Raw genomic sequence first — 21,370 nt, forward strand, 5'->3', positions numbered from 1 at the left:
GCACGATCCTGGAGCACCCCATGAAAAACGACACCCTCAACCTCCCCATCTACATGGATTACAGCGCCACGACGCCGATTGACCCGCGCGTCGTGGACAAGATGTTGCCTTTCCTGCGTGAGCAGTTCGGCAACCCGGCATCGCGCAGCCACTCGTTCGGCTGGGCCGCGGAGCAGGCGGTGGAAGAGGCACGCGAGGAAGTTGCCAAGCTGGTGAATGCCGATCCGCGCGAAATCGTGTGGACGTCGGGCGCGACTGAGTCGAACAACCTCGCCATCAAGGGCGCGGCGCACTTCTATCAAGGCAAGGGCAAGCACCTCATCACCGTGAAGACCGAGCACAAGGCTGTGCTCGACACGATGCGTGAACTGGAGCGTGAAGGCTTCGAAGTGACCTATCTGGACGTCAAGGACGACGGCCTGCTGGATCTGGAAGTCTTCAAGGCGGCGCTGCGTCCGGACACGATTCTCGTGTCGATCATGGCCGTGAACAACGAGATCGGCGTGATTCAGGACATCGCCACGCTCGGCGAAATCTGCCGCGAAAAGGGCATCATTTTCCACGTTGACGCTGCGCAAGCGACCGGCAAGATGCCGATCGATCTGGCCGCACTGAAGGTCGACCTGATGTCGTTCTCGGCGCACAAGACGTATGGCCCGAAGGGTATCGGTGCGTTGTACGTGCGTCGTAAGCCGCGCGTGCGTATCGAAGCACAGATTCACGGTGGCGGTCATGAGCGCGGTATGCGTTCGGGTACGCTCGCTACGCACCAGATCGTCGGCATGGGCGAGGCGTTCCGTCTGGCCCGTGAAGAGATGGCCGTCGAGAACGAGCGCGTGCGTATGCTGCGCGACCGTCTGCTCAAGGGCCTGACGGAGATGGAAGAAGTGTATGTGAACGGCGACATGGAACAACGTGTCCCGCACAACCTGAACATCAGCTTCAATTTTGTCGAAGGCGAGTCGCTGATCATGGCGATCAAGGACGTGGCGGTGTCGTCGGGTTCGGCGTGCACGTCGGCCTCGCTCGAGCCTTCGTACGTACTGCGCGCTCTGGGCCGCAACGACGAACTGGCGCACAGCTCGATTCGCTTCACGGTGGGTCGTTTCACGACCGAGCAGGAAGTCGACTATGTGATCGAACTGCTCAAGGGCAAGATCGGCAAGCTGCGCGATCTGTCGCCGCTGTGGGAAATGTACAAGGACGGGGTCGATCTCAATTCGATCCAATGGGCCGCACACTGAGTATTCAAGGAGTTAGCCATGTCGTACAGCAAAGAAGTTCTGGATCACTACGAAAACCCGCGTAACGTCGGTTCGTTCGAGAAGGGCGACGACGCCGTTGGTACGGGCATGGTCGGCGCACCGGCCTGCGGCGACGTGATGAAGCTGCAGATCCGCGTGAACGAAGCCGGCGTGATCGAAGACGCCAAGTTCAAGACCTACGGTTGCGGCTCGGCGATTGCGTCGTCGTCGCTGGTGACCGAGTGGGTCAAGGGCAAGACGCTGGATCAGGCGCTCGACATCAAAAACACCGAAATCGCGCAAGAACTGGCCCTGCCGCCGGTGAAGATTCACTGCTCGATTCTGGCTGAAGACGCCATCAAGGCGGCGGTTGCCGACTACAAGCAGAAGCACGGCCAGTCGGCCGATGCAGCTCAGGCTGCCTAAGCAGCGCGACGAATAAGGAATCAGGCAAGATGGCCGTTACATTGACCGAGAAGGCCGCGCAGCACGTTACGCGTTATCTGACGCGGCGCGGCAAGGGCGTGGGCCTGCGGCTGGGCGTGAAGACGACCGGCTGCTCGGGCCTGGCCTACAAGCTGGAGTACGCCGACGACGTGGCGGGTGAAGACACGGTCTTCGAAAGCCACGGCGTGAAGGTGATCGTCGATCCGAAGAGTCTGCCGTACATCGATGGCACCGAGCTGGACTTCGCGCGCGAAGGCCTGAACGAAGGATTCCGCTTCCACAATCCGAACGTCAAGGACGAGTGCGGTTGCGGTGAGTCGTTCCGCGTCTGACGCTGTACCGCTGCGCGAGATCATCGGTTTTCGGCAAGACGACGAAGGCCAGTGGGTCGCGCGACTCGCATGCGGGCATCGGCAACATGTCCGGCATCTTCCCCCGTGGCAGATCCGGACATGGACGCAAAGCCCTGAAGGCCGCGAAGCGATGGTGGGTAGCGAGTTGCCGTGCCGCAAGTGCGAGCGCGGCGAGCCAGTCGACGAGTGAAGCAGGGTCGGTCTGGCAAGCGGGGCGTAGTAGCGTAGGCAACAAGGCGGCGCGAGCCGCTTTTTTTACGGGCCCAATGTAAGCCCGAAGCGCGATGAGTGCATTGACTGACAACTATTTCACGCTGTTCGATCTGCCGCAGGGCTTCGCGCTCGATGCCGAAGCGCTGGAGGCAGCCTATCGTGCGGTGCAATCGCGCGTGCATCCGGATCGGTTTGCCAGTGCGAGCGATGCGGAGCGTCGCGTGGCCATGCAATGGGCCGCGCAGGCGAATGCGGCGTACCGCACGCTGCGTGATCCGTTGCAGCGCGCGACTTATTTGCTGACGCTGCAGGGCATCGACGTGGGCGCGGAGAACAATACCGCGATGGCCCCCGATTTCCTGATGCAGCAGATGGAGTGGCGCGAAGCGATCGACGACGCCGTCGCGGCGCGCAATGTTGGCGCACTCGACGCGCTCGCCAAGTCGTTGCGCGACGACCGTCGTGTGCGGCTGACGAAGCTGGGCGACTGGCTGGGCAGCGCGGCCTGGCAGCCTGCGGCGGAAGCCGTGCGACAACTGATGTTCATTGCGCGCGCTGAGGAAGATATCGCGCAGCGCATCGAAATGCTGGAAAACGCGTGACGGCCCGGTGCGGCGCCGTCACATGTCATTGAGAACTGCTTGAGAACAGGGTGGACGCGCTCACGCGTCGCCCGTATTGCAAAGTCATGGCCCTTCTGCAAATTTCCGAACCCGGCATGTCCCCCGCGCCGCACCAGCGGCGACTCGCCGTGGGCATCGACCTGGGCACGACGCATTCGCTCGTGGCCTCCGTGCGCAGCGGTGTGGCCGAAGTCCTCCCCGACGATCAGGGCCGCGTGTTGCTGCCGTCCGTCGTCCGTTATCTGGGCGGTCACCGCACGCAGATCGGGTACGACGCCAAGACGGCTGCCGCCACCGATCCGCGCAACACCATTGTCTCCGTCAAGCGATTCATGGGCCGTGGTCTCGCGGACGTCGCCCACGCAGACAACGCCCCGTATGACTTCGTCGATGCGCCGGGCATGGTGCAGATGAACACCGCCGGTGGCGTGAAGAGCCCCGTGGAAGTGTCTGCCGAGATTCTCGCGACGCTGCGTCAGCGCGCCGAAGATACCCTTGGTGACGATCTCGTCGGTGCTGTGATTACGGTGCCTGCGTACTTTGACGATGCGCAACGGCAAGCGACCAAGGACGCCGCGCGTCTGGCCGGTCTCAATGTCCTGCGCCTGCTCAACGAGCCGACGGCGGCTGCGATTGCGTACGGTCTGGACAACGCAGCGGAAGGACTCTACGCGGTCTACGACCTTGGCGGCGGTACGTTCGACATTTCCGTCCTTCGTCTGACGAAGGGCGTGTTCGAAGTGCTCGCGGCCGGTGGCGATTCGGCGCTGGGTGGCGACGACTTCGACCTGGCCATCTATCGCTGGGCCGTGCAGAGCGCCGGTATCGAAACGGCGTCGCTGACGCCCGAAGACGTTCGCAGTTTGCTGGACCACGCACGTACGGTGAAGGAAGCGCTCACGGATGCCGAGCAAGCCACCCTCAGCGTGACGCTGTCCGGGGACCGCAACCTGTCGTTGGAACTCACGCGTGAACAGTTCACGGCGTTGGGCGCACCGCTCGTGCAACGCACGATCGGCCCGATGCGCAAGGCGCTGCGTGACGCGGGGATGGGACAGGAAGACGTCAAGGGCGTTGTCCTTGTGGGCGGCGCGACGCGCATGCCGCAAGTGCGGGCCGCTGTGGCGAGCTTCTTCGGTCGTGAACCGCTGGTCGACCTCGATCCGGATCAGGTCGTTGCATTGGGTGCCGCCGTGCAGGCAAATCTGCTGGCAGGCAATCAGGCCGAAGGCGACGACTGGCTGCTGCTCGATGTGATTCCGCTCTCGCTCGGTGTCGAGACGATGGGCGGCCTGGTCGAGAAGATCATTCCGCGTAATGCCACGATTCCGGTGGCGCGCGCGCAAGAATTCACGACGTTCAAGGACGGTCAGACGGCCATGGCCATTCACGTGCTGCAAGGCGAGCGTGAACTGGTATCGGACTGCCGTTCGCTGGCGCGCTTCGAGCTGCGCGGCATTCCGCCGATGACGGCTGGCGCGGCACGCATTCGTGTGACGTATCAGGTCGATGCCGACGGGTTGCTGTCCGTGTTCGCGCAGGAAATGCACTCCGGCGTGGCGGCGTCCATCGAGGTCAAGCCGTCTTACGGACTGGCCGACGAGGACATCTCGCGCATGTTGCAGGACAGCTTCGGCTCGGCCGAGCAGGACATGCGTGCCCGCGCGCTGCGTGAGCAGCAGGTAGAAGCCGAACGTCTGCTGGTCGCCATCGACAGCGCGCTGCAAGCCGATCCGGAACTGCTCAATGCCGAGGAGCGTACGCAGATCGACGCTCTGCTGGCCGATCTGCGCCAGAAGGCTGGCGGCGACGATCAGGTCGCCATCAAGACGGCCACCGAAACGCTTTCGCACGCCACCGACGAGTTCGCCGCACGCCGCATGGACAAGAGTATCCGTGCCGCGCTGGCCGGCCGACGCGTTGCGGATATCGACAAACTGTAAGACACACACGGAATTCAAAGCCATGCCGCAAATCGTTGTATTGCCTCACGAAGAGTTGTGCCCGGAGGGCGCTGTGCTGGAGGTTGCGCCGGGCACGTCCGTGTGCCGTGCGCTGCTCGATAACCACATCGAGATCGAGCATGCCTGCGAACTGTCGTGCGCGTGTACGACGTGCCACGTGATCGTGCGCGAAGGTTTCGAATCGCTGGAAGCCGCAGAAGACGAAGAGGAAGATCTGCTCGACAAGGCCTGGGGTCTGGAGCCGACGTCGCGACTGTCGTGCCAGACGTTGATGCCCGACGACACCGATCTGGTCGTCGAAATTCCGAAGTACACGATCAACCACGCCAAGGAAAATCACTGATCGACGCCGTCCGGCCTCGCGCAGTGACGAGATAACAAAGGAGCTTCCCCATGAAATGGACCGACAGCCTGGAAATCGCGATTGCGCTGACCGAAGCGCATCCCGATGTCGACCCGCAATATGTGCGGTTCACCGACCTGCACAAGTGGGTGGTCGCGCTCGATGGTTTCGACGATGCACCGGATCGTTCCGGCGAGAAGATCCTGGAAGCCATTCAACTGGCATGGATCGACGAAGCCGACTGAGTCGGGATGTCGTAAGAGACGAAAGGATGCGCTGGCAGTCATCGCATCCCAAAACAAAAGCCGCTCGGGAGAGCGGCTTTTGTGTTTCTGCGAGACGAATACGCGAGCGGGCGGCGACATGCCGACTTGCCGCCGAAGCCTCAGCTTGCGCGGACGAGTCCGTTGTTTTCCAGACGCACGCGGTCACCCGGTTGTACGCCCGGTGCGGACTGATAGGTCCAGTAGCGCGTCTTGCCGGTATCCATGCGGACATAGACGCGATACACGGTGTCGGAGCGCACACGCTTTTCGACTTCGTTACCGGCCAGCCCCCCGCCGAGCGCGCCGACCACCGTCATGGCCGTACGGCCGTTACCTGCGCCGAATTGATTGCCGAGCAGACCACCGGCCACAGCACCACCCACGGCACCCAAGCCCGAGGCGTGGCCTTCCGTGCGGATCGGCTGCACCGATTGCACCGTACCGCACGTAGAGCAAGCCGCGGCTTGTTGTTGTGTCGGTTGTGCCGGGGCCGCCGTTTGTTGCGCATACGTCGGCTGCGAGGGCTGCGGAGCCGGAGCGCGCTCTGCCGCTTGTTGCTGCGCCGCGTATTGCGCTTGCTGCTGCGCGGTTGTCGCGGACGGTTGTGATTGCGATTGTGCCGAGAGCGACGGCGGTTGCGGCGACGTCAGCGCATATTGCGAACTGTTGCCCGACGGCGCGGGGCCGTCCGTACTCTTGGCCACGGGCAGCACGCCGGTAATGGCGGCGACACCCAGCAGACTGACTACGACGATACTGCCAGCAGCGGCAGCGACCAAGGGATGCATGCGGCGCGGTTGCAGATCGTTATCCATGTTGTTTTCTCCATCGTGCGGTAAGTGCGAATCCCCTTCTGCGTGCTGGCGTGCACGGGCGATTTCGCATGAGAAAAGTTTCCGTCACGGCAAGCGCGGCATCCGTTTCATTTTGTAACGCGATGTAAGATGTGCATCGCTGTGACGTGTATTGATGGACCCTTGGAGTTGTCCTAAGTTAATGAAAAATATGAATATTTCTTTTCCTGTGACAGCGCGCGCCCCGTAAGTCTGACGGGGCGGACTTAACAAAAGAAACAAGTCGTGGGGGAGGCAAGACGTGAATCGACAGACGGTGACGTCAAGTGGAGCACTCCGGCAACGGAGCACGGCTTCACGGGCTACCACGCTGCCACGCGGGGTCGTCATCGCCGCCGTCGTCGTTTTGCTGGTGCAATGGCTTGCACTGGGCGCGTGGGCCGCCAGTTGGTTGACGAGCGACGGCAGCGGCGAGAACAGCATGCCGCCGCTCGGACACGATCTGCGTGTCTACTGGACGGTGTCCTGGATGACGACGCATCTCGGTGCGATGTCGGCATTTCACCCGGACATGCTCGACGCCGCACAACTCCAGTTCTTTCCTGCGTACACCGAACTCGGGCATTGGCTCTACCCCCCGACATTCCAATGGCTGATCCAGCCGCTCTCCTGGTTGCCTTATCCGCGGACGTATGCGATTTACTTCGCCGCGAGCGTCGCGTTGTTTGCGTTGGCAGTGATGCAATGGCGACGATGGGCCGGTTGGCCGTGGCTCATGGTGATGGCTTTTCCCGGCCTTTGGGTGGCCGTGATGGTTGGTCAGAACTCCATCATGACGTTGTTGCTGATGACCGTCGCACTGACTCAGTCGGGGGGGCGCCCGTTGTTAGCGGGCGTATGCGCCGGTTTGCTCGTCATCAAGCCGCAATTCGCGCTGCTGTTGCCGTTGTGGTGGCTATGCGGCAAACAGTGGCGAGCGCTAGGCACGATGGTGCTGACCGGGGGTGTTTGTTGCGTCCTCGCGCTGCTGTGGGGCGGATGGTCGTTGTGGGAGGCGTTTTTTGCGGCCGTGGCAACGTTCAACGCAGAAATCGTTCAGCAAGGTGCGGGAGACATCTGGCATGCAATGCCTACGGTGTTTGCGATGGCGCGATTGCAGGGCGCGACGCTACCTACGGCGTACGTGGTGTACGGGCTCGTAGCGGTACCGTCCGTGCTCTTCACGGCGTGGCTGTGGGTGAAACAGGCACCGCTGCCACTGCGCGTAGCTGCCGCCATGATCGCCACGCTTCTCATTCAGCCGTATTTGCTCTATTACGAGCTTGCGTGGTTGATCGTGCCGTTGCTATGCCTTGCCGTGCCAACAGATCCGGCCCCAGCAGATTCGCGTCACCCCGATGTGCCGCGCGGGCAGTGGAACAGGCTGGGTGACTTGCTGCTGGCCCTCGCCTGGGTGCTGCCGCTGCAAGCGTATCTCGCTGTGCTGTGGACGCCGATGGGGCAGTGGGGCGTGTGGATACTGCCTGCGTTGATGCTATTGATCGTGGTGCGCGCGCGTCGATGGAGGCATCCGCGCCTGACGTGACGCGCGCATAATGGCACGCATTGTCTGTGAACGTCATTCCCTTCGACCTGTCCCACCGTCATGATCGATACGCTACCTGCTCTTGAAACGCCGCTCGATGCGGCCAGCCATCCGCATATCTATCCGTACGTCGTGCAACGTGCGTGGGTTGACACGCACGATCCGGAGGGAGATGTCACCGAGCCATTTTCCGACGACGTCTTCGTCACGCTCGTGCTCGACAGTTCGACGGGACTTCGACGCCTGCGCGGCAACGATCTGCAGGCGGCTGACCTGACCTTTGAGGCGGCATTCGCGCAAGCGGCCTCCAATCTCTCGCGGGCATGGACGGCGCGTCACTTCGAATTCGGTATTGCGCGCCTGGACGACGGCACGATGGTCGGCGGCTCTCGAGGCAACTGGATGGCACCCGCCGGTGCGCTCGTGCTGGGCAATCTGTACCAGTCGATGGTCGAGCATTTTGAGACGACGGAATTCGCAGCCATCGCCGTGAACCGAACCTTCGTCGTGGCGTTTCCCACCGACACGAAGACCCTTTCGTCGCTGGCGCTGCGCCAATTGATCGAGGGCGCAGCGAACGGTGCGGTGCTCCCCATCTCGCGTAGCTGGTTGCGTCTCGATGGGGACTGGCCGTCCGCCTATCGCGGAAGTCCGGCTTTCTAAAACCGGACTTTCGTATTGACTCGTTTCACATAGCTGCCGCTCTCGACCCCAAAACGTGACATCGAGGGCTACCTAGACTCATTGACGGCACATTTCGCTGCCATCACCGGAGACTACGTATGCCAGCCTTGTCATCAGTACCTGGCCATGCTGCAAGCGCCTATGCCGCTCCGACGCTCAATTCAATCGGAGGTGGTGGGGTTCCCGCCGTTTCGCCGATCGCCTCCGAGCGTCTTTCGCATTCCGCCCTGACGACCGATTTCGATGGCGCTCGCATCCTGCGTGCCGTCGTAAAACCTGTGTTGCGGGCACCATGCCGGACGCTCCTGCCACAAGCGTCCCCAGTGGAGGTTCAGGTCGATGGTCGCACCATCATGCATTTGCATTCCGAGCCGGATCGCGTGGCATTTCTGGACGAGAACCGGGTCGGCGCGCTCTGGATGGAAATGCTCGACGCGACGCGTGCTGCGGATGGATGTCCGGCCGACGTTCACGCGGGCGATGTGCCGTCGGATATTTCGGCACGCATGGCGTGCCTGGGCGTTGGCTCGGGGGGGCGGGGGCGCACCGATGTCCATTCGCCTTTGGAGGCCAATTTCGCAGTGGTCTCGGACTTGCCTCGGGCCTCGAGTCCAAACGTGGACGCCAGTGAATTTGCAACCGTCGAGGCGTTATCGCTACCGTCGGTGTACATCCGTGAGCCGGGGTTCGAGCCGGGAACGATGGCAGCGCTTGAGTACGACCTGGGGTGGCGTGCGTTGGCCCCGTCGTGGCGCGCAGTCATGCCGATGATCGACGAAGCCGTGTGGTCCGCTGATCCGAATACGGAGCTCTTTTGTGCCGTCGGCCGCGCTGTCCTGCCACATCTTGCCACCCGCGAGGCGGGGAACGTCGCGGACACCATCTGCGCACGCATCGTGGCGTTCCACATGCATGCAGGCGGGCTTGTCGACTGTCTGGCGAACGTGACCCGATCGGTCGAGCGCATGGGGAAGGATGGCGAAGCTGCACGCGTGGCGGCCATCGAGATCAACGACTTTCTCGTCGAATGTGGGGGCACCGACTGGCGGAAATCATTGATCGGGCGGGAGGGGGAGGATGCATTGACACGTCGTCGTGAAGCCTGCGCAGAGGCGGCAACGAACATCTCTACGACGGTGGCGCCTGCGGAGGCAGAGACCACAAGCGAATCGGATGGCCGGACGTTGGAAAACGATGAACATTCGTGGATCTCGCAGCGCTTAAATTACGCGTGGCGATAAAAAAAGCCGCAGCCCCGAAAGGGCTGCGGCTTTTTCGTTGCTGCTCGGTTTGAGGCGGACGTTGACGCATGATACCGCGCCAACGCGATGCGTCCTCCGATCAGTCTTCGCGGCGCAAGTGCGGGAACAGCAGCACGTCGCGAATGTTCGGGCTGTCGGTGAGCAACATGATCAGACGATCGATGCCGATGCCGCAGCCACCCGTCGGGGGCATGCCGTACTCGAGTGCACGAATATAGTCGGCATCGTAGTACATGGCTTCTTCGTCGCCTGCATCCTTCTGCTCGACCTGGGCACGGAAGCGTGCGGCTTGATCTTCCGGATCGTTCAACTCCGAGAAACCGTTGGCGATTTCACGGCCCGTGATGAACAGTTCGAAACGCTCGGTGATGCCCGGCTGCGTATCCGAAGCGCGCGCCAGCGGCGAAACTTCCACCGGGTAATCGACGATGAACGTCGGTTCCCACAGTTGGCTCTCGGCGGTCTCTTCGAACAGCGCCAGTTGCAGCGCGCCGAGGCCTGCGTTCTTGAATTGCGGGGCATCGACCTTCACGCCGTACTTGCCCAGTGCGCCGCGTACGAAATCGATATCGGCGAGTTGCGCGTCGGTGTACTCCGGTGCGTACTTGCGGATCGCTTCGACGATCGTCAGGCGATGGAACGGTTTGGACAGGTCGAGTTCGCGGCCCTGGTATTCGATGGTCGCGGTACCGCGTGCGTCGGTCGCCGCCTGGCGAATCAGCGCTTCAGTGAAGTCCATCAGCCAACGGTAATCCGTGTAGGCTGCGTAAAACTCCATCATCGTGAATTCCGGATTGTGACGCGGCGACACGCCTTCATTACGGAAGTTACGGTTGATTTCGAACACACGCTCGAAGCCACCGACGATCAGGCGCTTCAAGTACAGCTCAGGCGCGATACGCAGATACATCTGCATGTCGAGCGCGTTGTGGTGCGTGATGAACGGCTTGGCCGCCGCACCACCCGGGATCGGGTGGAGCATTGGCGTTTCGACTTCCATGAAGTCGGCGTTCGTCATGTACTGACGCATCGATGCGATGGCCTTCGCGCGGGCGCGGAAGGTGTTGCGCGTTTCCGGCGACGTGATCAGGTCGACGTAGCGTTGACGGTACTTCGTTTCCTGATCGGCCAGACCGTGGAACTTGTCCGGCAGGGGACGCAACGCCTTGGCGAGCAGTCGCAGTTCCTTGACCTTGACCGACAGTTCGCCGGTGCGGGTGCGGAACAGCGTGCCGGTGGCAGCGATGATGTCGCCGATGTCCCAGCCCTTGAAGGCGGTCATCGAGTCGACGCCGACGTCGTCACGGCTCACGAAGAACTGGATCTGACCGCTGCCGTCCTGCACGGTGGCGAAAGCCGCCTTGCCCATCACGCGCTTGAGCATCATGCGACCGGCGACCGACACGGGGACGGGTTCGGCCTCGAGCGCTTCGTTCTCCACGCCTTCATAGCGAGCTTGCAGATCGCCAGCGTGCTGTTCGGGACGGAAGTCGTTCGGAAACGCGACGCCGCCCGCGCGGATCGCCGTCAGCTTCTCGCGACGCTCGGCGATGAGCTTGTTGTCGTCCTGCGGCAGGTCGTTGGCCTGATTGGCCGAGTCGGCCGGAGTGTTTTGATCGGTCATGATGCGAACGATGAAGTTATTCGGTAAAACGCAGCGTGTGGAGCAGCGCATTCTTGAGCGAGCCATCGGGCGCGCCCAGCCAGATCAGTTCGGTGCGATCCTGATGCGGGCTGGCATTGGCCGCAGCACTCGGGTCCCGCACAAACAGCGCCGCGATCGACTGCGAGCGCGGCTCATACAAAATGTGGACGTACTCGCTAGGGCAGTCGTGCGGCTTGCAGCTCTGCACCAGCAACCAGGGCTTGCCGGCGACGCTCACCCGTTGCGACGGCGTCGAGGTTCCCCCCTGACGCACCCACGCGGGCACATTGCGCGGTGCAACGATGCGTGCATAAGCGCCCGAGAAATCCGGGCGCTTGAGCAGTTCATGCAGATACGGTCCCGTCTCCGGACTCGCACCCGGTGCACCCGGCGTACTCGCCGGGGCAGCCACGGCGGCGCGCTGCAGACACAGCGCACTCACCACCCACACGGCTAGCGTGCGGACAAACGCCATTCCTTACACTCCCTGCTTGAGGCTCGCCGAGATGAAGTCGTCCAGGTCGCCGTCGAGCACCTTACCGGTGTTGCCGGTTTCCACGCTGGTACGCAAATCCTTCACGCGCGACTGGTCGAGCACGTACGAGCGAATCTGGTGACCCCAACCCACATCGGTCTTGCTCGATTCGAGCTTGTCCTGCTCGGCACGACGCTTGCGCATTTCGTGTTCGAACAGACGCGAGCGGAGCATGTCCCACGCTTCGGCGCGGTTGCGGTGCTGCGAACGGTCGTTCTGGCAGGCGACGACGATGCCCGTCGGAATGTGCGTCAGACGCACAGCGGAGTCGGTCTTGTTGATGTGCTGACCACCCGCGCCCGAAGCACGATACGTGTCGGTACGGACGTCGGCCGGATTGATGTCGATTTCGATCGAGTCATCCACTTCCGGATAGACGAACAGGCTGGCAAACGAGGTGTGACGACCGCCCGACGAGTCGAACGGCGACTTGCGCACCAGACGGTGGACGCCGGTCTCGGTACGCAGATAGCCGTAGGCGTAGTCGCCCGTGACCTTGAGCGAGGCGCTTTTGATGCCAGCGACGTCACCGTCCGACACTTCGAGCACTTCGGCCTTGAAGCCCTTGCGTTCGCAATAACGGAGGTATTGGCGCAGCAGCATGCCGGCCCAGTCGTTGGCTTCGGTGCCGCCAGCGCCGGCCTGGATGTCGATGAAGCAGTTGTTCGGGTCGGCCGGATTGTTGAACATCCGGCGGAACTCCATGTCACCCACGCGTGCGGCGAGACCCTGCGTGTCGCTTTCGAGCGCCAGCAGCGAGTCTTCATCGCCCTCGTCGCGGGCCATATCGAACAATTCCTGCGTGTCGGAAAGGCCGGTGTCGAGCTCGGTCAGGTTGGTGACCACGCTGTCGAGCGCCTTCTTTTCCTTGCCCAGTGCCTGGGCGCGCTTGGAATCGTTCCAGATGTTGGGATCTTCGAGTTCCTTGTTGACTTCCGTCAGGCGAGCTTGCTTGACATCGAAGTCAAAGATACCCCCTGAGCTCGCCAACGCGAGTGCGCAGGTCGGCGAGCAGGGATTCGAGGGCGTTGAGGCGTTCGGCTTCCATGAGCTAGGGCGTTTGCAAATTCGGGAAAACCGGAATTATAACGCAGCGAAGCCCCCGTTTCCCCCATTTTTCGGGGGCTTTTAACGACTTTCGGACGATGGCTTAGTGCGACGTCTGACGCAGACCGAACGCATCGCGCGCATAACCGACATCCGCGAGCGACGTATCGTCGAACGTGGCGAGCGCTTCGACCTGAAGTTTTTGCTCGTAGTGCAGACGCCATTGATCGACGGCGCGGAAGAACAGGCCGAGCGGCGTGACCGGCGCCGCAACAACGACCGGAGCGGTAGCGTTCAGATTGGCAGCGGCGGACAGAGGGCGGTACATGATGTGATTTCCTTCACAGGGCGCGGTGTGCTGACCGGAGACGGGATGTCATGGCAGACGTCGCATTAGGGATAACCCGAAGCTTATTCCTTTCCAATGCGCTAAAAAAGTGAATTGTTTAGCTGATTTTGTTCACTATTATTGAAGTGGCGTCGCGGCTCGCTTAACATTCGGCATCGTGTGATCGGAGCTTCCTCATGGACTTTCTGCAACTTCAGACCTTCAAGGCCATCGTCGACGAAGGCAGCGTGCTGGGAGCCGCTGAGGCATTGCACTGCGTTCAGTCGAACGTGACGGCCCGCATCCGCTCGCTCGAACACACGGTCGGCGTGAAGCTGTTCCATCGTCAGGGACGCCGTCTGCAACTCACGCCAAGCGGACGTACGCTGCTCGGTTACGCCGACCGGATTCTGGCGTTGTCGCGCGAGGCGAGCGCGGCGCTCAATCCGGCAAACGAGCCGGCCGGCGACTTTTCGCTGGGCGCGATCGAATCGTCCGCCACCTCGCGACTGCCTGCCGTGCTCGCACGGTTCCACGCGGCCTATCCGAAAGTGCGCCTCAATCTGGTGACGGATACGTCGCTGAATCTGCTCGACGAAATTCAGCACGGTCGCGTCGACGCTGCGTTGATTGCGGGCACCGCGTGTCTGGAGGCACAGGCGCAAATGTCGGTCGTGGCCGACGAGATCTACCGGGAGCCAATCGTGCTGGTCGCGCCAGCACGCGCAGGGCGGGTTCACGAAGCGGCCGATCTCTCGGGCGCTACGTTGCTCATGTGGCCGCAAGGGTGCCCATACCGCGGCACGATGGAGCAGTGGCTCGCCGCGAATGCGGTCACACCGGGGCGCATCCTCAGCTATGGCAGCTACGCAACCATCGTGGCGTGTGTCGGTGCAGGCGTCGGCTATTCGCTGGTGCCGCGCGGGATTTACCTGCGCTATCGTCAGGAGGCGAACATCGTCGGTCATGCGATGGAAGACCTCGCGGCGGTACCGAACTTCTTCGTTCGCCATCGGGGCGTCGAGGTGCATCCGGCACGCGAAGCGTTCCTGCGCGTGATGCGTGAATACGTCGCAGAGGCGCAGCCCGCGTAGATACGTAACCTGGTGCACTTCTCGCGATACGGGAAGTGTGGTCACGCCAATTGCGCAAAGCGAATGCTCAAATGATAATGTGTCTCATTAACATTTGATTTGGACATTTCGCAAATGGTCACTTCTCAGCCGTGGCGGCGTGCCGTCGATCTCGACGGGTTGTCGGTGGTGCGTGGCATACAACAGGCGCAGGCAGGCGCTTCGGTGCGCGAGTCGCTGGCGGGCGGAGATATCAAGGTCGTGTTTTTGCTCGACGGCGCATTGCAGTGGGCCGCTGGCGGCACGCCGCTACTCGACGCGGGGGCGGGGAGCGTCAATGTTTGCTTTGGCGACGCGCCACTCGACATCGATAACCTCTACGGCGAATCGAGCGCATTGCGGTACTTCAGCTTGCGGCTCTCCGAGCGCTATCTCATCGCAGCCTGCGGGCTGGACGCACACGCGCTTACGCGAGGCTGGCGCGAGAGCGCTGCCAACACGTCGGAAATGAGCGGCGTGCAAGGTGACTGGTGTGGGACGAGCGCCGTGTTGACGCGTGCGATGAGTGCAGACGAATGGCGTTGGGCGAGTGCGATGACGTCGCTGCACGCAGACGGCAACGATGACGACACGTGCTGGCAGCGCCTTGCGCTGATCGGACAGACGTTCGACGCGTTGGCGCGATGTGCTGCCTATACGCCGGGGGCGTCGGGGGCGCCCGATACTTCCCGAGTGCCAGGTATTTCGAATACGCCGAATGCGGTCAGCGCAGCGAGCGTACCTATCACTTCCTCCGCAACTGGCGTCGCGCATGTCGCGTCGCACGCCATGGCGTATGACATCGAATCCCCTCGCGACCGGGTCACGCGTCGTGCCGTGTTCGCGGCTCGCGACGTCCTCAACGAGCGCCTTCAAGCGCCACCATCGCTGCCCTTGCTGGCTCGAGAAGTGGGGATCAACGTCAACAAGTTGTGTGCGGGTTTTCGTCAGCAGTTCGGCACGACGGTGCACGGCTACGTACGTGAGCGTCGGCTTGCGACGGCATTTGAATTGCTGAGCGCGCGGCGCATCAGTGTGAGCGAAGCCGCGTGGCAGTGCGGTTACACGGACTCGCACTTCGCCAAGGTCTTTCGCGCGCGTTTCGGTATGTTGCCCAACACGCTGACCCGCGAAACCGCAACGCTGCGCGGCTAAGCACGCTCGCGTCACTTTGTGATGCCATCGGCACCGTTGGTGATGCAAACGCGAGTGACGTAGTGCGGTCGTCGGCACGATAACGAGATTGAATTTCAGTCTCGTTGGTGTGTTGCCGATGTCTTCCAAAAAAACAAATCGTTTCAGCGCCGATGAGGCGCAATACCCGTCAACTACGCTTTTGACGGTGACGCCCGGGGTCAGGCGCGCCGTTGCGGTCGCGGCGTTTGCCGTGGCAGCAGGGACGGCGCCAGCGTATGCGCAAGTGGCGTCTGCTGCGTCTGCGGCGTTGCCACCCGCGGCGCAAGCATCCGATCAAGGGACGCACGACGTCGCTGCGTTGCCGGTGACGCAAGTCACTGACACCGCCGAGCGTGATGCGCGCGCTGCAGCTACGCAAGGTTCGTTGCTAGGGCGCGTTGCGCCGTCGGTGCGCGATATTCCGCAAACAGTGACCGTCGTCGACGAAAAGCTCATCGAGCAGCAGGGTGCGCACACCGTTGAGGACGTACTGCAAAAGGTGCCCGGCATCACCGTCCAGCCTTATGTCCTGCTGACGACCGCCTACTATTCGCGCGGCTTCAAACTCGACGCCTTCGAGCAGGACAGTGTCCCCGTACTCATGGCCAACACGGCGGCGGGTCCGCAGGATATGACCCCTTACGAGCGCGTGGAGATCATTCGCGGGTCCACTGGCCTGTTTCACGGCACGGGCAACCCGGGCGGGTTGGTCAACCTGGTGCACAAACGGCCCGGCAAGGCATTCGCGGCCTCGGCGGCCGTGACGCTCGGCAGTTGGGATCGTTATCGCGAGGAAGTCGATATTGGCGGGCCGCTGAATCCGAGCGGATCACTTCGTGCGCGGGTTGCGGTGTCCGATGACCGGCAACGCATGTACTACGACGTTGGCCGTCAGCATGCGACGACTGTTTATGGCGTGACGGAAGCCGACCTCTCGTCGACGACGTTGCTGCGTGTTGGCGTTCAGTATCAACGTACGACGTCGACACCGAATCTTGCGGGAGTGCCTTTCTCGACCACCGGCGGCGATCTCAATCTGCCGCGTTCAACGTTCCTCGGCTCGTCGTGGGACACCTTCGACTGGTCCGAGACTCGCGTATTCGGTACGTTGGAGCAGCAGCTCGGCGACGGCTGGGCGGCGAAGCTTTCCGCGAACTATCTCGATGCCGGTGGCGATCTGAAGTACGGCGTGGCGTTCGGGGCGATCAACCCGGCGACCGGGGCAGGCAGTCAACTGACCGGGGCCGCGTACCGGTTCGACAACACGCAGACGGGCGTGGATCTCCAGGTCGACGGCCCCGTCCGGTTGCTGGGGCGTGAGCATCATCTGCTATTCGGCTTGCAACGGCTGGAGGCGACAACGCAGCAACGCAGTGCAGCGTTGGTCCCCTCGATCAACGGCAGGCCCGTCAACATCTTCCGATGGGACCCCAACAGCGTTGCCGAACCTGCCACAGGGCCATTCTCGAACGTGACACCGACGCGCACCGTACAAAACGGTGCCTATGCGATGGGCCGCATCCGTCTTGCACAGCCGCTCACGCTTGTGCTGGGCGCACGCGTTTCGTGGTGGGATCAGCACGCGCCAGCAAGCAGCTACCGTACTGGCGCGAAGGCGACACCGTACGGTGGCGTGGTGTTCGACCTGAACGACACGTGGTCTCTCTACGCAAGCTACGCCGACATCTTCCAGCCGCAGACCGTGCTCGATGCAGGCAACAACCTGCTCAAGCCGATCACCGGCGCGAGCTACGAGGCGGGGGTTAAAGGCCAACTGTTTGATGGCGCGATGGACGTCTCGCTCGCCGTTTTCCGCATTCGTCAGAAGAACCGTGCCCAGACCGACCCCAGCGTTCCTTGCGTAGGCACGACATGTCGCTACATCGCGTCCGGCGAGGTGCAGAGTCAGGGCGTCGAGATGCAGGCGAGCGGCCAGATCACGGACGCATGGAACGTATTCGCGGGCTACACCTTCAACACGACGAAATATCTGACCGACGCCACCTCGCAAGGTCAGTCGTTCGCCGACTTTGCACCGCGTCACCTGTTCCGGTTGTGGACGAACTATGACCTGCCGTTCGACGGTCGCCGCTGGAGCGTGGGGGGCGGCGTCGATGTGCAGAGCGAGACGTCGGCCACGTCCAACGGCATTCGCCTGCGTCAGGGCGGCTACGCCACCGTGAATCTGCGCGCGGGCTATCGCTACAACAAGCATCTTTCGGCCGCGCTGAACGTGAGCAACGTATTCGATCGCCGCTATTACCAGAGCCTCTCGAACACGAGCTGGAACAACCATTACGGCACACCGCGTAGCGTCATGCTGACCTTGCGTGCCGACTACTAAGGAGCATTTCATGACTCACTCGACAACCCCGATGCGCACTCTCCACAAATTGACGTGGGCGGCTACGCTCGCTGCGGGTGCGTGGCTAATCGGCTTGCCGACGGCGTCGGCACAGGTGCCCGCGCAGGTACCCACGCATGTACCCACTCAAGCAGCGCAGGTTGCGGTGCAAAACGTGTGCCATCAGACATCCGCGAACACCGTATTGCGGGGTACGTACCAACTGGCGGGGGAAGGGGCGTTGCCCATTGAACTGGTGCTGACGTCACGCGAGGGGACGCCGTCACGACTGTTTCAGGTCACCGGACTGATCGCCGAGGGTGAGCATCGATTCGGGGTGACGGGGATGGCGTACTGCACAGGCAAGGCGAACGATACGCTGGCGTTCGACGTCACGATGAGCGGTGGATTTCACGACACGCCGGTCGACGACGAGTTGCGTCGCGCGTGGCCGACGGGCAAGGCTCCGCAGCGCGCCAGCTCGGCGGGAACGAGTGTCGTTCATGCCGAGCTGGCGCTTGCGTCGATGCAGGGGTGGGCGGAGGCCATGCGCACGATCGTGCTGACAGGCCAGCGTGTGATGGGGCCGAAGCACGTCTCGGCGAAGCTGGTGCTCAGCCCTGAGCGTGCTCGATGATCATCTGCACACGCGATACGCCATTAAAGGTGTCCGCAGCTAAGCGATACGCGAATTGCGCGCGGCTTGGCAGCGTGTCGGCGTGATTGAACCAGATCGCGTTGAAGCGCATGCGACCCCGTCCGAGTTGCAGCTTCAGGTGCTTGTCTTTCAGGATGGCCTGCGAGAGCACGTCGAACTCGCCGGAGAACACCGGGGGCGGAAAGCCCTGTCCCCAGACTTGCGCGTCGAGCATGGCGACGAAGGGCGGGACGAAGCAATCGTCACCGATGTCGCCGTCGGTTTCGATCACGCGGGAAAGCGTCTTCTCGTCGAGCCATTCCTGTCCGACAGCTTCGAACGCGGCCTGAAAACGCGGTAATGCGTCGGCCGCGATCGTGAGACCGGCGGCCATCGCGTGACCGCCGAACTTGCCGATCAGACCAGGCTCACGTTTGGTGACGAGGTCGAGCGCGTCGCGCAAGTGGAAGCCGGGGATCGAGCGGCCGGATCCTTTGATCTGGCCGTCGTCTCCCGGGGCGAACACGATGGTCGGACGGTAGAACTTCTCTTTGAGGCGGGCCGCCACGATACCGATCACGCCCTGATGCCACGTTTCGTTAAACGCGCAAAGTGTAGTTGCGGCGCGTGGATCGAAGCGCGCCAGATCGGCCAGCGCTTCCTGCTGCATGCCTGCTTCGATTTCGCGACGCTCGCGATTCATCGCGTCGAGTTCCTGCGCAAGGGTCCAGGCGCGGGCGTCGTCGTCCGTCAGCAGGCATTCGATGCCGAGCGACATATCCGCGAGACGTCCGGCGGCGTTCAGGCGCGGGCCCAGACCGAAGCCGAGATCGAAACTTCCGGCCTGCCGCGCATTGCGGGCGGCCGCACGAAAGAGGGCGTTGATGCCGGGGTGCATCCGCCCGGCGCGCATACGCGACAGGCCCTGTGCCACCAGAATGCGATTGTTGGTGTCGAGCTTGACCACGTCGGCAACGGTGCCCAGCGCGACGAGGTCCAGCAACGTATCCAGTCGCGGTTGTTCGCGCGCGTCGAAAGCGCCACGTCCGCGCAACTCGGCACGCAGCGCCAGCAACACGTAAAACATCACGCCGACGCCCGCCAGATTCTTGCTGGGGAACTCGCAGCCGGGCTGATTCGGGTTGACGATGCAGCGTGCGTTGGGCAGTTCGCTACCCGGCAAGTGGTGGTCGGTGACCACGACTTCGATGCCAAGCAATTGTGCGGCGGCCACGCCATCGAGGCTGGCGATGCCGTTGTCGACGGTAATCAGGACATCGGGCGGACCTTGTTTGCCGCGTGCGGCGAGCGTCACGATCTCCGGTGTGAGTCCGTAACCGTATTCGAAGCGGTTCGGCACCAGATACTCGACGTTCGCGCCAAACATGCGCAGCCCGCGTACGGCCACGGCGCAGGCCGTCGCTCCATCGCAGTCATAGTCGGCCACGACGAGCATGCGCTTACCGGCGGCGATGGCGTCCGCGAGGAACGCGGCCGCCTCTTGCGCCCCCTTGAGCTGCGTGGGCGGGATCAGGCGAGCGAGGGCTGTTTCGGTCTCGGTGCTCTCGACCACGCCGCGCGAGGCGAACAGACGCGCCAGCACGGGGTGGACGCCGTCACGCGAGAGGGTGTCGGCGGTCGTCTCGTCGACGAGACGGGTGACGATATCGGTCATGCCACTTCCTCACCCAGCCGGGCCAGCGGCACCATGCGTGCAGTGAGCCCTTGGCGCCGCCAGAACTTGCGCAGGTCGCCGCTACGGGCGCGAAGGGTCACGGAGTGGCTGTCGCCACACAGCGTGAGCGCGACTTCACGCGCTTGCCCCTTTTGCAGGCGCTCCAACGCAGGGGCCAGCCAGCGACGGTCTAAGTCGACGAGGGCGTCGCGCCAACGTGCCCAGTCTTCCACCAGGAAATACGATGTCAGGGTGTCGATCTGCAACAGCGTGCGGCCGTCGGCCGAGTCGATACCCGCCGACGTGGGGTGCAGTGCGATCTGCATATGGTTCGCCAGTCCGCGCGTGGCGGGGGCGTCAGCCAAGACCGTGACGCACGGACGATTCATGCGGGGCGCGGCAATGCGCTGCCCGCCGCCGAATAGCCAGATCGCGTTCACGGGCGGCAAGCCACGCGCTTCGCGGGCCTGATTGGCCGGATGGTCGTACCAGGCCATCTGCACTTCGTTTTGCCACTTGCGCCACGTCAGTTCGGCCTTGCCTTGCGGCAGCCAGATGTCGACGTTACGCCCGGCGGCGCGCGCAGGCGACGCCGTGAGAAGGTCGCCCAGCGCCGGGGCGCTCAGATACCACCGGTCGGGGCGTGGTGCGATCAACTCGCCGCCTTCTTCGGCGAACAGCGCGTGAGCCGTCGCGAAAAGGGCGGCAGATTCCTCCGCGCTCAATTCCAGTTCGGCCGGGTCCGTCAGCACGAGATGGTCGGTGGCGATGTGGATGTGGGCGGGTTGCGCGCAGTACCAGAACCGGGTGTCGAGTGCGCCGCTGTCGTCAAACAGCATGAACGGCGCGAGTGGCGCGCGCGCGGGGCCGCCGGGCAGCCCGAAAGCGTCGGCGAGCCAGCGTTCGTGCGGCAGCGTGGGGACAAACGGGTCTTCAGGCACGTCCTGCGCCGACTGAACGCCGCGCGCGAGCAACTTTTCGAGCGCGGGCAACTCCAATTCGGCCAGCAGTGCGGGCAAATGGGCCGACGCGGGGAGCGCGAACGGCAAGAGAAAGTGCAGGGCAGGTGTATCCATGTCGAGGCGAATTGTAT

At 62.8% G+C, this 21,370-nt stretch carries 22 protein-coding genes; 15 read left to right on the forward strand and 7 right to left on the reverse strand.

What is annotated here, in order from left to right; genetic code table 11:
* The first annotated feature begins 20 nt into the window (after positions 1-20).
* The 8 genes from ACIQWO_RS01465 (at position 21) to iscX (ending at position 5,432) form a co-directional block, all read left to right on the forward strand.
* Positions 21-1,244: an IscS subfamily cysteine desulfurase gene (locus ACIQWO_RS01465; protein WP_402818289.1), complete on the forward strand. Its 1,224-nt coding sequence runs from the start codon at positions 21-23 to the stop codon at positions 1,242-1,244.
* Between the two features lie 18 nt (positions 1,245-1,262).
* A complete protein-coding gene (gene iscU / locus ACIQWO_RS01470) occupies positions 1,263-1,670 on the forward strand; it encodes a Fe-S cluster assembly scaffold IscU (protein ID WP_150576717.1) in 408 nt (135 codons plus the stop codon).
* Between the two features lie 29 nt (positions 1,671-1,699).
* Complete coding sequence (iscA, locus tag ACIQWO_RS01475) at positions 1,700-2,023, forward strand: iron-sulfur cluster assembly protein IscA (RefSeq protein ID WP_150664794.1); 324 nt, start codon at positions 1,700-1,702, stop codon at positions 2,021-2,023.
* The gene (locus ACIQWO_RS01480) at positions 2,004-2,234 is read left to right on the forward strand and encodes a DUF3565 domain-containing protein (RefSeq protein WP_402818294.1); all 231 of its coding nucleotides are present in this window, start codon (positions 2,004-2,006) and stop codon (positions 2,232-2,234) included. Before iscA ends, ACIQWO_RS01480 begins: the two co-directional genes overlap by 20 nt.
* Positions 2,235-2,328: 94 nt before the next feature.
* A complete protein-coding gene (gene hscB / locus ACIQWO_RS01485; RefSeq protein WP_402818297.1) occupies positions 2,329-2,859 on the forward strand; it encodes a Fe-S protein assembly co-chaperone HscB in 531 nt (176 codons plus the stop codon).
* 86 nt (positions 2,860-2,945) lie between these two features.
* Positions 2,946-4,823, forward strand: coding sequence for a Fe-S protein assembly chaperone HscA (gene hscA / locus ACIQWO_RS01490; RefSeq protein WP_402818300.1), 1,878 nt, complete (start codon positions 2,946-2,948; stop codon positions 4,821-4,823).
* A gap of 22 nt (positions 4,824-4,845) precedes the next feature.
* Entirely contained in the window at positions 4,846-5,187 is a 342-nt protein-coding gene (gene fdx / locus ACIQWO_RS01495) for an ISC system 2Fe-2S type ferredoxin (RefSeq protein WP_150740374.1), read from the forward strand.
* Positions 5,188-5,237: 50 nt separating this feature from the next.
* Positions 5,238-5,432: a Fe-S cluster assembly protein IscX gene (iscX, locus tag ACIQWO_RS01500; RefSeq protein WP_039399317.1), complete on the forward strand. Its 195-nt coding sequence runs from the start codon at positions 5,238-5,240 to the stop codon at positions 5,430-5,432.
* Positions 5,433-5,572: 140 nt separating this feature from the next.
* Here iscX and ACIQWO_RS01505 read toward each other — a convergent pair whose 3' ends face one another.
* Positions 5,573-6,268, reverse strand: coding sequence for a glycine zipper 2TM domain-containing protein (locus tag ACIQWO_RS01505; RefSeq protein WP_402818305.1), 696 nt, complete (start codon positions 6,266-6,268; stop codon positions 5,573-5,575).
* Between the two features lie 280 nt (positions 6,269-6,548).
* On the opposite strand from ACIQWO_RS01505, the gene ACIQWO_RS01510 reads away from it, so the two are divergent.
* From ACIQWO_RS01510 to ACIQWO_RS01520, 3 genes are all read left to right on the forward strand, one after another.
* A complete protein-coding gene (locus ACIQWO_RS01510) occupies positions 6,549-7,832 on the forward strand; it encodes a glycosyltransferase family 87 protein (RefSeq protein ID WP_402818308.1) in 1,284 nt (427 codons plus the stop codon).
* A gap of 60 nt (positions 7,833-7,892) precedes the next feature.
* Positions 7,893-8,495 (forward strand): hypothetical protein, encoded by a 603-nt coding sequence (locus ACIQWO_RS01515; RefSeq protein ID WP_402818311.1) that lies wholly within the window; start codon positions 7,893-7,895, stop codon positions 8,493-8,495.
* 119 nt (positions 8,496-8,614) lie between these two features.
* A complete protein-coding gene (locus tag ACIQWO_RS01520) occupies positions 8,615-9,757 on the forward strand; it encodes a hypothetical protein (protein ID WP_402818314.1) in 1,143 nt (380 codons plus the stop codon).
* Positions 9,758-9,857: 100 nt separating this feature from the next.
* Here ACIQWO_RS01520 and lysS read toward each other — a convergent pair whose 3' ends face one another.
* The 4 genes from lysS to ACIQWO_RS01540 form a co-directional block, all read right to left on the reverse strand.
* Positions 9,858-11,402: a lysine--tRNA ligase gene (gene lysS, locus ACIQWO_RS01525; protein ID WP_402818317.1), complete on the reverse strand. Its 1,545-nt coding sequence runs from the start codon at positions 11,400-11,402 to the stop codon at positions 9,858-9,860.
* 16 nt (positions 11,403-11,418) lie between these two features.
* Positions 11,419-11,898: an Ivy family c-type lysozyme inhibitor gene (locus tag ACIQWO_RS01530; RefSeq protein WP_052252973.1), complete on the reverse strand. Its 480-nt coding sequence runs from the start codon at positions 11,896-11,898 to the stop codon at positions 11,419-11,421.
* 3 nt (positions 11,899-11,901) lie between these two features.
* Positions 11,902-13,006, reverse strand: a protein-coding gene (prfB, locus tag ACIQWO_RS01535; protein ID WP_402818322.1) for a peptide chain release factor 2 whose coding sequence is annotated in 2 segments (ribosomal slippage) — positions 11,902-12,933 and positions 12,935-13,006 — 1,104 coding nt in all. Because the reading frame shifts where the segments join, the coding sequence is not laid out codon by codon here.
* Between the two features lie 102 nt (positions 13,007-13,108).
* The gene (locus tag ACIQWO_RS01540) at positions 13,109-13,333 is read right to left on the reverse strand and encodes a hypothetical protein (protein ID WP_402818325.1); all 225 of its coding nucleotides are present in this window, start codon (positions 13,331-13,333) and stop codon (positions 13,109-13,111) included.
* Positions 13,334-13,530: 197 nt separating this feature from the next.
* Here ACIQWO_RS01540 and ACIQWO_RS01545 point away from each other — a divergent pair, with 197 nt between their 5' ends.
* The 4 genes from ACIQWO_RS01545 to ACIQWO_RS01560 all read left to right on the forward strand — a co-directional run bounded on the left by ACIQWO_RS01545 (position 13,531) and on the right by ACIQWO_RS01560 (position 18,602).
* Positions 13,531-14,427, forward strand: a complete 897-nt coding sequence (locus ACIQWO_RS01545) for a LysR family transcriptional regulator (RefSeq protein WP_402818328.1) — start codon at positions 13,531-13,533, stop codon at positions 14,425-14,427.
* Between the two features lie 114 nt (positions 14,428-14,541).
* A complete protein-coding gene (locus ACIQWO_RS01550) occupies positions 14,542-15,600 on the forward strand; it encodes a helix-turn-helix transcriptional regulator (RefSeq protein WP_402818331.1) in 1,059 nt (352 codons plus the stop codon).
* A 232-nt stretch (positions 15,601-15,832) separates the two neighbouring features.
* Positions 15,833-17,965: a TonB-dependent siderophore receptor gene (locus ACIQWO_RS01555; protein WP_402818334.1), complete on the forward strand. Its 2,133-nt coding sequence runs from the start codon at positions 15,833-15,835 to the stop codon at positions 17,963-17,965.
* Between the two features lie 10 nt (positions 17,966-17,975).
* Positions 17,976-18,602 carry a hypothetical protein gene (locus tag ACIQWO_RS01560; protein ID WP_402818337.1) on the forward strand — a complete coding sequence of 209 codons (627 nt, stop codon included), beginning with the start codon at positions 17,976-17,978 and terminating at the stop codon, positions 18,600-18,602.
* Here ACIQWO_RS01560 and recJ read toward each other — a convergent pair.
* Complete coding sequence (recJ, locus tag ACIQWO_RS01565) at positions 18,580-20,277, reverse strand: single-stranded-DNA-specific exonuclease RecJ (RefSeq protein ID WP_402818340.1); 1,698 nt, start codon at positions 20,275-20,277, stop codon at positions 18,580-18,582. The two genes, ACIQWO_RS01560 and recJ, sit on opposite strands and share 23 nt — an antisense overlap.
* A complete protein-coding gene (locus tag ACIQWO_RS01570; protein WP_402818343.1) occupies positions 20,274-21,353 on the reverse strand; it encodes a regulator in 1,080 nt (359 codons plus the stop codon). Before ACIQWO_RS01570 ends, recJ begins: the two co-directional genes overlap by 4 nt.
* Positions 21,354-21,370 lie beyond the last annotated feature (17 nt).

Origin of the sequence: Pandoraea sp. NPDC090278, assembly GCF_044772185.1 — a bacterium.
In the GTDB taxonomy this organism is placed as follows: Bacteria; Pseudomonadota; Gammaproteobacteria; order Burkholderiales; family Burkholderiaceae; genus Pandoraea.

Excerpts from the sequence above, each read along its gene's own strand:
- ACIQWO_RS01465 (WP_402818289.1), top strand. The coding sequence starts at position 21 with ATGAAAAACGACACCCTCAACCTCCCCATCTACATGGATTACAGCGCC.
- iscU (WP_150576717.1), top strand. The coding sequence starts at position 1,263 with ATGTCGTACAGCAAAGAAGTTCTGGATCACTACGAAAACCCGCGTAAC.
- iscA (WP_150664794.1), top strand. The coding sequence starts at position 1,700 with ATGGCCGTTACATTGACCGAGAAGGCCGCGCAGCACGTTACGCGTTAT.
- hscB (WP_402818297.1), top strand. The coding sequence starts at position 2,329 with ATGAGTGCATTGACTGACAACTATTTCACGCTGTTCGATCTGCCGCAG.
- hscA (WP_402818300.1), top strand. The coding sequence starts at position 2,946 with ATGGCCCTTCTGCAAATTTCCGAACCCGGCATGTCCCCCGCGCCGCAC.
- fdx (WP_150740374.1), top strand. The coding sequence starts at position 4,846 with ATGCCGCAAATCGTTGTATTGCCTCACGAAGAGTTGTGCCCGGAGGGC.
- iscX (WP_039399317.1), top strand. The coding sequence starts at position 5,238 with ATGAAATGGACCGACAGCCTGGAAATCGCGATTGCGCTGACCGAAGCG.
- ACIQWO_RS01505 (WP_402818305.1), bottom strand. The coding sequence starts at position 6,268 with ATGGATAACGATCTGCAACCGCGCCGCATGCATCCCTTGGTCGCTGCC.
- ACIQWO_RS01515 (WP_402818311.1), top strand. The coding sequence starts at position 7,893 with ATGATCGATACGCTACCTGCTCTTGAAACGCCGCTCGATGCGGCCAGC.
- ACIQWO_RS01520 (WP_402818314.1), top strand. The coding sequence starts at position 8,615 with ATGCCAGCCTTGTCATCAGTACCTGGCCATGCTGCAAGCGCCTATGCC.
- lysS (WP_402818317.1), bottom strand. The coding sequence starts at position 11,402 with ATGACCGATCAAAACACTCCGGCCGACTCGGCCAATCAGGCCAACGAC.
- ACIQWO_RS01530 (WP_052252973.1), bottom strand. The coding sequence starts at position 11,898 with ATGGCGTTTGTCCGCACGCTAGCCGTGTGGGTGGTGAGTGCGCTGTGT.
- ACIQWO_RS01540 (WP_402818325.1), bottom strand. The coding sequence starts at position 13,333 with ATGTACCGCCCTCTGTCCGCCGCTGCCAATCTGAACGCTACCGCTCCG.
- ACIQWO_RS01545 (WP_402818328.1), top strand. The coding sequence starts at position 13,531 with ATGGACTTTCTGCAACTTCAGACCTTCAAGGCCATCGTCGACGAAGGC.
- ACIQWO_RS01550 (WP_402818331.1), top strand. The coding sequence starts at position 14,542 with ATGGTCACTTCTCAGCCGTGGCGGCGTGCCGTCGATCTCGACGGGTTG.
- ACIQWO_RS01560 (WP_402818337.1), top strand. The coding sequence starts at position 17,976 with ATGACTCACTCGACAACCCCGATGCGCACTCTCCACAAATTGACGTGG.
- recJ (WP_402818340.1), bottom strand. The coding sequence starts at position 20,277 with ATGACCGATATCGTCACCCGTCTCGTCGACGAGACGACCGCCGACACC.
- ACIQWO_RS01570 (WP_402818343.1), bottom strand. The coding sequence starts at position 21,353 with ATGGATACACCTGCCCTGCACTTTCTCTTGCCGTTCGCGCTCCCCGCG.